This is a genomic window from uncultured Fretibacterium sp. (genome assembly GCF_938030725.1).
GTDB lineage: Bacteria > Synergistota > Synergistia > Synergistales > Aminobacteriaceae > Fretibacterium.
This window is the reverse complement of the sequence record NZ_CALHIQ010000060.1, coordinates 1-7,369: the sequence shown is the minus strand read 5'-3', so window position 1 is coordinate 7,369 and position 7,369 is coordinate 1. Positions and strand designations below refer to the sequence as shown.

General features: G+C 62.0%; 8 protein-coding genes and 1 riboswitch. Of the genes, 2 read left to right on the top strand and 6 right to left on the bottom strand.

All coding sequences use genetic code 11. From position 1 onward, the window contains the following. The 4 genes from Q0629_RS03770 to Q0629_RS03755 form a co-directional block, all read right to left on the bottom strand. On the bottom strand, positions 1–847 hold an 847-nt coding region (locus Q0629_RS03770), incomplete at its 3' end, for a metal ABC transporter substrate-binding protein (RefSeq protein WP_298779120.1). A gap of 95 nt (positions 848–942) precedes the next feature. Further along, on the bottom strand, positions 943–1,386 hold the full coding sequence (locus Q0629_RS03765) for a transcriptional repressor (RefSeq protein WP_298779119.1): 444 nt from the start codon (positions 1,384–1,386) through the stop codon (positions 943–945). A gap of 341 nt (positions 1,387–1,727) precedes the next feature. After that, positions 1,728–2,441, bottom strand: a complete 714-nt coding sequence (locus Q0629_RS03760) for a hypothetical protein (RefSeq protein ID WP_298779117.1) — start codon at positions 2,439–2,441, stop codon at positions 1,728–1,730. 28 nt (positions 2,442–2,469) lie between these two features. Then, a complete protein-coding gene (locus Q0629_RS03755) occupies positions 2,470–3,066 on the bottom strand; it encodes a hypothetical protein (protein ID WP_298779115.1) in 597 nt (198 codons plus the stop codon). Between the two features lie 549 nt (positions 3,067–3,615). Beyond that, positions 3,616–3,725, top strand: a riboswitch (NiCo riboswitch). A gap of 104 nt (positions 3,726–3,829) precedes the next feature. Between Q0629_RS03755 and Q0629_RS03750 the strand changes: the two genes are divergently transcribed. After that, entirely contained in the window at positions 3,830–4,750 is a 921-nt protein-coding gene (locus Q0629_RS03750; protein WP_298779112.1) for a cation diffusion facilitator family transporter, read from the top strand. 19 nt (positions 4,751–4,769) lie between these two features. Here the strand turns inward: Q0629_RS03750 and Q0629_RS03745 are convergent, their stop codons facing one another. Next, on the bottom strand, positions 4,770–5,669 hold the full coding sequence (locus tag Q0629_RS03745; protein ID WP_298779110.1) for a LysR family transcriptional regulator: 900 nt from the start codon (positions 5,667–5,669) through the stop codon (positions 4,770–4,772). A gap of 177 nt (positions 5,670–5,846) precedes the next feature. On the opposite strand from Q0629_RS03745, the gene Q0629_RS03740 reads away from it, so the two are divergent. Then, positions 5,847–6,788: a DMT family transporter gene (locus Q0629_RS03740; protein WP_298779109.1), complete on the top strand. Its 942-nt coding sequence runs from the start codon at positions 5,847–5,849 to the stop codon at positions 6,786–6,788. 78 nt (positions 6,789–6,866) lie between these two features. Here the strand turns inward: Q0629_RS03740 and Q0629_RS03735 are convergent. After that, on the bottom strand, positions 6,867–7,369 hold a 503-nt coding region (locus Q0629_RS03735; protein ID WP_298779106.1), incomplete at its 5' end, for a magnesium transporter.

Here is a 7,369-nt window from a genome sequence, read left to right as displayed (position 1 = left end):
TGTGGGCCGTGCTGAACGTCAGCAGCTTCGCCCCCGTCTGCTCGGCGATGGACTGTGCGACCTTTGGGACGACGAACTCCTCGTGAAAGAGGCAGCGGACGTCCTTCTTCTTCATGTACTGGATCACCTGGGCGATGCGCTGCAGGCCCGGCTCGCCCTCGGAGGAACAGCTGTCGTAGGCCGTCACGTAGTTCAGGCCGTAGTGCTTCAGGAAGTAGAGGTAGGCAAAGCGCCCGCCGAACACCAGGGTCCGATGCCTGCCCTTCTTCACGATGGAGGCGAACTCCGCGTCCAGCTCCGCCAGCTGGGCCTTGTAGGCCACGGCGTTCTTCGCGTAGAGGTCCGCGTGCTCCGGATCGGCCGCCGTCAGGCCCACCACGATGTTGTCCACCATCTTTTGGGCCAGGGACAGGTCCAACCAGATGTGCGGGTCGTACTCGTGATGGTGGTGGTGCGTATTCCCGTTCTCGTCGCGGTCTTCGTGGTCCGGTTCCTTCTGAAGGGCGACCCCCTGAGAGGCGTCCACCACGACGAGCTTCTCGTTGTCCAGGCTCTGTACGATGCGATCGGCCCATGGCTCCATGTACTTTCCGGTGAACACGAAGACGTCCGCCTCGTTCAGCGTTTTGACGTCGGACGGCCGGGGTTCGAAGGTGTGGCTCTCCACCCCTGGGGGCAGGAGCATCTGCACCTCCGCCCGATCTCCGGCCACCTGCCGGACGAAGTCGTACTGCGGGAAGAGGCTGCACACGACCAAAAGCTTCTTCTCCTCAGCCCTGGCGCCTCCCGCTGCCAACGCCAAAACCAGGGCGCAAAGGCCCGCCACAAACGTTCTTGAAATCCTCAAACTCGGCAACCTCCTAGAAAAAATTAAGAATAAAATGGAACAAACGGCGCCCCGCGCACGGCCCCCTGCGGGAACCGCTGCGTCAGGAACGCAATTCAACCACGCCCCCGCTTGACGCAGCCGGGGCACCTCCCGTAGAGAACGAGCCGACTCTCGTCGATCGCGAGGTCGTTCTCATCGGCAAAGCGATGGAAGGCCTCACGAAGGGGCTCGCTGTTGATGTGGAGCATCGTCCCACACGTTTCGCAGAGAAGGTGGTAGTCCTCCTCGCCCTCAGTCGGGTCGCCCGAGTACTCGATCAGGGCGGGGCCACCGTCGGGGCCGCGGTAGCGCCGCACGCGCCCCGCCTCCTCCAGCTCGGCCAGAAAGCGGTAGACCGTCGCCTTGCTGACCGGAGTCCCCGACGCCTTGAGGCGATCCGCAAGGGCCTCCGCCGTCAGGTGGTCACCCTTCGCGGCGCTAAGGCACCGCAGGATCAGGTTCTTCTGCCTCGTGCTCCTTCGCAGGTCGCGGGGTGCACCCTCGTCCAGACCCTTCACGCTCTCCCCCTCCTTCAGCGCAACTGAAACTGAGACGCAAAATCAACTCGAAGAAAATACCTCAGCTACAAAGATTTGTCAAGCTTGTTGAGAAAAATTTTGTCGTTGATCAATGATAATATCACCTTCCCGGTAACGCTGTGTCCGAACGCTCTTCATTAAAAATCTGAACCGCCATCTTACTTGGGGTCCACTATGATTGGACCTTTTCGACAGCTAAGGGGACGGCCTTCAGGCCGTCCCCTTTTGCCGGTACTTGGTGCACCGCCGTTGTGCCCCTGCTCGGCACTTCCCCTTTCGCTTCGGACAAGTCCGCAGCCGTGACCACGGGTTCTCCTTGCCTACTTGAAGACGAGTCCCTCGTCGTTCTCAGTCGATTCCCCCTTATCCGAGGGATCTGGGGTTGGAGAAGGCTCATTCTCCTCCGACGGGTTGCCGGCATTGGCCTCGCTTTGTTCCTTGGGCGTTTCTGCGGCGTCATAGTCCGCGTCGTGCGCGTTCTTCGTGCGATCGATGAAGGCCTTGGGCGGGCGGACCTGGACATAGGTGCCGGCGTTGTTGATCATGTACCACAGGCCGTCGAACTCCTTCATCCACACGGACCTGGGGCTGTCGGCCCCGGAGTTTTGCAGGAAGACTCTAAGGTATCCCTGTTCCTGCACCTTCTTGCCTACGACGAGATTGAAATTGTCCGGCGACATCCGGTAATCGTTCTCGGGCGAGGTTCCTTCCGCGAAGCCGCGGAAGATGTGGTGCATCTCGGGGTCCCTCAGGCGCTCCACGAACGTGGTCAGGTTGTACGACTGTTCGATGGGCCTGTCGTAGTGCAGGGCGTAGCGCAGCATCTTCGAGCCCTCGGCCCGCGTCGCCTCGTCGATGTAGCAGAACACGGCCTCAAAGTACAGTTTCACTGCACCCTCCGGCGTCCTGCCCTCCTGCTGATAGCGGGCCTTGAACTCCTGGTAGTTCTGCGGGAGCGCGGCCTGGCCCTCCCGTCCAACGACGGTGAGCAAAACCGACATCATCAGCACGGCGTAAAGTTTTTTCGAACGCATACCATTCACCTCTCAAAGATTCGGCAGCCTACTTGGACCAGTACAAGTCGTTCACGACGACAGCAAGTTCCTCGGACTTGCAGCTGCTCTCCTTCTTGAGCATGAAGACATGTCCGTAATAGCCGTCCTTGCACCGGTATATGGGGCGCCCTTTCAGATTAAAGAGGTAATTCTGCTGCTCGTCCCATTCCTTGATGTTAAGGTTTTCTCGGTTCAGGGAGTAGAAGGGTTTTTTGCAGATGAAACACTCCCACTCCATCAAAGACCCGTTCAGAGTTCCGCTGTCCTTCACGATGAAGAACCGCTGCAGGTTCTTGGAGATGAACTCCATCGTGGCCTCGCCCTCGCGTGTTTTATCGAGGACGTGCGACTTGTAGCCTCCCCGGCACTCCTCGAGCCGCTTCCCACGTTCGGCCAGCTGCGACAGTTTAGCGAGCTGTTCATCCTGTTTCGCAAGCTCATTATCGCTCACTTTCTCCCCTTTGAAGTTGTAAAACAGCTTGTCGCACACCCGACACTTGTACTCCACGATCTGCACCTTCGTCACCGCAAGGGCCGTCCCCGCGGGGAACAGCAGACAGAACAACAGGACCGCCAAAAGGAAGAACCGTACTGTCCGTTTCATCTTCAAAAAACCTCCCTTTTCGTCTTTGAACGCCAAACCGCTTGCCTTCGCGATCCTACACATAGGTTCCCGGCAACAATGTGGCCTCTCCCATTAAGGAGAAACGCCACCCCGAAGAGAGGGAGCACGGTCTTCCATGCACCGCACAATGAGGCACATGCACCCGCCGCACCGCTTCGCAGCATCATGGCAACGAATGACAATTCCCCTTCTTCAATGAAGCGTTATTGGTAAAGTCTAAATCGTTGTCATTCTATAAATGCCCCTCGAGACTGTCAAGGCTGGTATTTCCCACCCGATCCGCAGGTTGCGACAGATTCATTGAGGATGAAGCGCATCATCGGCAGGTCTTTCAATCCTGCCCGTCAGGTGCAGCAGAAAACGTGTAAGCCTGACCCAGCGTGCGTTCTAAGAACTTTGCCTCCTGTGGGGTTGGGCTTCAAGCAGCCGTTGACGGATCGCAAGCGGACCCATATAATGTCAGTAATCTCTTTGCACTGCATTACATCCTCGCCCTTTTCTCTTTGAATGGGGTAGGATGCGAGGTCGACAGTACAAACTGAGCAGGCGATGCCCCCGTTTGGATGGGGGCATGGGGCCGGGCCGCGAAGTGAGCGGCAGCAGAGCACGGTTAAAACCGGCGCATCTGCGGGACAGTGTCGAACGTTCCGCGGGTGCGCCTCTTTCTATCCCGATACCCCGAACGGAGTGCCATAGAGGAGAGATCACACAGCCGCACGGGCGGCGGAACGGAGGCTCTGATATGACAGTCAGCGGAGAAACGGGGACGAAAGGGAAGGGGGCAGGCCCCCATGACGAGAGGGACGTCGTCCGACGTCTCTCCCTGACGGGGATCGTCGGTAACGCGGCGCTCTCGGCGTTCAAGCTGTTTGCGGGCGTCGCAGGGCGATCGAGCGCCATGGTCTCGGACGCGGCTCACTCCCTCTCCGACGTCCTCGCCACGCTCATCGCCCTCGTCGGAGTGCTCCTCTCAAAGCGGGCGGCGGACGACGACCACCCCTACGGGCACGAACGATTTGAGAGCGTCGCAGCCCTCCTCCTGGGCTTGATTTTGCTGGCGACGGGAGGGCTGATCGGGAAGGTGGGCCTTGAGGCCCTCCTGTCAGGAAACGACGCGAGGCGCGGCAGCCCCGGCCTCATCGCCCTCGCGGCGGCGGTCGTCTCCATCGCCGTTAAGGAAGCGATGTACTGGTACACGCGGCGCTGCGCCCTGCACCTCAACTCGGCGGCCTTCATGGCGGACGCATGGCACCACCGGTCGGACGCACTCTCCTCCGTCGGATCGCTCATCGGCATCGCCGGCGCCAGGATGGGGTATCCCGCGCTGGACCCCGCCGCCGGCGTCGCAATCTGCCTCGTGATCGTAGCCGTTGCCCTCAGGACGACCCGGGACGCTTTGGGGCAATTGCTGGACACCTCCTGCGGCAGGAGCTACGACCGGGAACTGGAGAACTTCATCGCCGCACAGGAAGGCGTGGTGCGCGTCGACCTGCTCCGCACCAGACGCTTCGGCAACAGGGTCTACGTGGACCTCGAGATCGCGGTGGACGGCGACGAGTCCCTCCGAAAGGCCCACTCCGTGGCGGAACGCGTCCACCTCCGCGTGGAGCAGCGCTTCCCCGGAGTCAAGCACATCATGATCCACGTGAACCCCGCCGCATGACGCGCGGCCCTCGCCACGCCTACAGCCTCAGCAGGTCCACAGCGGGCCCCGACAGGTATCGGATGAAGGTTCGCCCCACGACGGATACCCTCTCCGAAGGCAACGACGCAATGCCCAGCGTCCGGTGCGCTTCGGGAGAGAGGTCCCGGCTCAGAAGGTTGAAGCGGAAGTTTCGCAGGATCAGCTCCGGCATGATGCTGACGCCGAACCCGTGCTCCACCATGGACATGACGGAAAACTCGTCGTTCAGCGCGTAGCGGACGCGCACGGAAACCCCCGACCGGCGCAGCAACGCCTGTATGTCGTTGTCCGAGCCCTTCATCGGGATGATGAAGGGCTCCTGCGCGATCTCCGGGAGGGTCAGGCTTTCGCGCTCCGCAAGGGGATGCCCCTGGGGGAGGATCACCTTCATGGGGTCCTCCTTCAGGGGCCGGAAGGACAGCCCTTCCGGCACAGGCGCAGAGAGGAACCCGCAGTCGATCTTCTCCCGCCGGATCCAATCGCCAATCTCGTCGTAGTCCCCCGCCCGCAGATCGAACTCCACTCCGGGGCAGCTTCTTTGAAAGTCCCTGATGATCCAGGGGAGCCACTGGGCCGACACGCTCGTAAAGGTGCCGAGGCGCAGCGTGCCGCAGACCACGTCGTTGATTTCGTGAATGGCCTGGGCCAGGTTTCGCTGACGGTTCACCAGCTCCTGAACGGGAGCGAGGAGCCGCCGCCCCCGCTCCGTCAGCGCGACGCCGCCGCTGCCCCTCAGGAACAGGGGGAACCCCGCCTCCCTCTCCAGGGCCGCGATGGAGTGGCTCACCCCGGACTGGGTGTAGTTCAGCGCCTCCGCAGCCCGCGTGATGTTGCCGAGCTCCGCCACCTTCAGAAACACCTCGTAACGATTGAACGTCGATTCCATGGCCTCACCCATTACACGATGTATTGTTAGGCAGTATAAACATTCTATTTCAAAATAACAAGCCGTCCCCTATCATAAAACTTAAGGATAAGCGCACGGGTCCTCCGAGCCCGCCGGTGCAGGAGAACGTGGAAAGGGGCCCGCAGTCCGGGCTTTTTTGGTCGTTTCAGGGCAAAAGGAGCGATGAGCATGAGGACGCTGACGAGTTTTGTGGCAGGACAGCGGGGAATCCGCTGGACGCAGCAGAGGGCAGACGCAGCGCTGGGGCTGGTGGCCATGGCGTGGGGGAGTTCCTACCTCCTGATGAAGATGGGGCTTGAGGGAATCCCTCCCCTTTCAATGATCGCTCTGCGCTTCGGCATCGCCTTCCTGACGGTGGCGCCGATCTTCTCGCGGCAGCTTCGCCGCACCACGTCACGCACCCTCCGGCACGGAGCGATCCTGGGGCTGTTCCTGTTCGGGCTCTTCGCCTTCCTGATGTACGGGCTCAGGACCACCTCGGCCTCCGCAGCGGGGTTCCTGACCAGCGCGACGGTCGTGTTCGTCCCCCTCCTCCAGGCGATCTTCCGGCGGAGGGTCCCTGACGCCGCTACCGTGGTCGGGACGGCTGCGGTGATGGCCGGCATTGGCCTCCTGACCCTTCGGGACGCCATGACGTTGCAATGGGGCGAGCTCCTCTGCCTGGGCGGAGCCCTGCTGTACGCCTGTCAAATCCTCCTGACGGACGTCTTTACACGCCAGGAGGACGGGCTTCTCCTGGGGGTCTGGCAGCTCGCCTTCGCGGCCCTGTTGGGGTTCGCGGCCTCCCTCCTGCTGGAGGACCCCGCCTGGCCGGCGAACGCCGTCCAGTGGGCCGCGGTCCTAGGGCTCGCCCTCCTCTGCAGCGCCTTCGGCTTCGTCCTTCAGCCCGTGGCCCAAAGGTACACGACGCCGGAGCACGCAGGGCTGCTCTTCGCCATGGAGCCCGTGTTCTCCGCGCTCCTCGCCTTCCTCTTTCTAAAAGAAACGCTGGACGCCAGAGGCTACGCCGGCGCGGCCCTGATCCTCGTCAGCGTCCTCTTCGCCGCCAGGGGCAAGCCGTCTCCCCAGGGGGCCACCGCCACTCAGAGCGAGGACGTTCGCTACGCCTGAAGCGACAACGACGCCCGGCTCTCTGGGAGCCGGACGTCGCTCTTTGGCCTGCGGGCCCTTTGTCAGGCAAAAGCGGCCTCAGCCCCCCAAAAAACCGCGCAGGAGTCCCCCGGCCAGCCCGTAGTACGCCACCACGGCAATCAGGTCGTTGACCGTCGTGATGAGCGGCCCCGACGCCACGGCCGGGTCCACGCCAAGCCCTTTGAAGAGGATGGGGATCCCGGAGATGCTGGACAGGGACATGGAGAGAGCCAAAGCCGCCCCGGCGCAGAGCGAGATCGAGAACGCGAAGTGCGCCGCCTCTCCCTTGACGAGGAGGAGGTAGAGACCGATGAAGAGGATCGAGAGGCACCCCAGGATCAGCCCGTTACAGAGCCCTATCTTCGCCTCCTTCGCGACGAGGTAGAGCTTCTGCCGCCCGGTACACTGGTCGTCCATCAGGACGCGGATGGTGACGGCGAGGGACTGGGTTCCGACGTTGCCCGCCATGTCCAGGATGAGCGACTGGAAGGCGACGATGATCGTCAGCCCCGCGGCGACCGCCTCAAAGAGGCCCACGACGCTCGACACCCCCAGCCCCA

Coding starts and splice junctions, on each gene's coding strand:
- Q0629_RS03750 (WP_298779112.1), top strand. CDS start 3,830: ATGACAGTCAGCGGAGAAACGGGGACGAAAGGGAAGGGGGCAGGCCCC.
- Q0629_RS03740 (WP_298779109.1), top strand. CDS start 5,847: ATGAGGACGCTGACGAGTTTTGTGGCAGGACAGCGGGGAATCCGCTGG.
- Q0629_RS03755 (WP_298779115.1), bottom strand. CDS start 3,066: ATGAAACGGACAGTACGGTTCTTCCTTTTGGCGGTCCTGTTGTTCTGT.
- Q0629_RS03760 (WP_298779117.1), bottom strand. CDS start 2,441: ATGCGTTCGAAAAAACTTTACGCCGTGCTGATGATGTCGGTTTTGCTC.
- Q0629_RS03745 (WP_298779110.1), bottom strand. CDS start 5,669: ATGGGTGAGGCCATGGAATCGACGTTCAATCGTTACGAGGTGTTTCTG.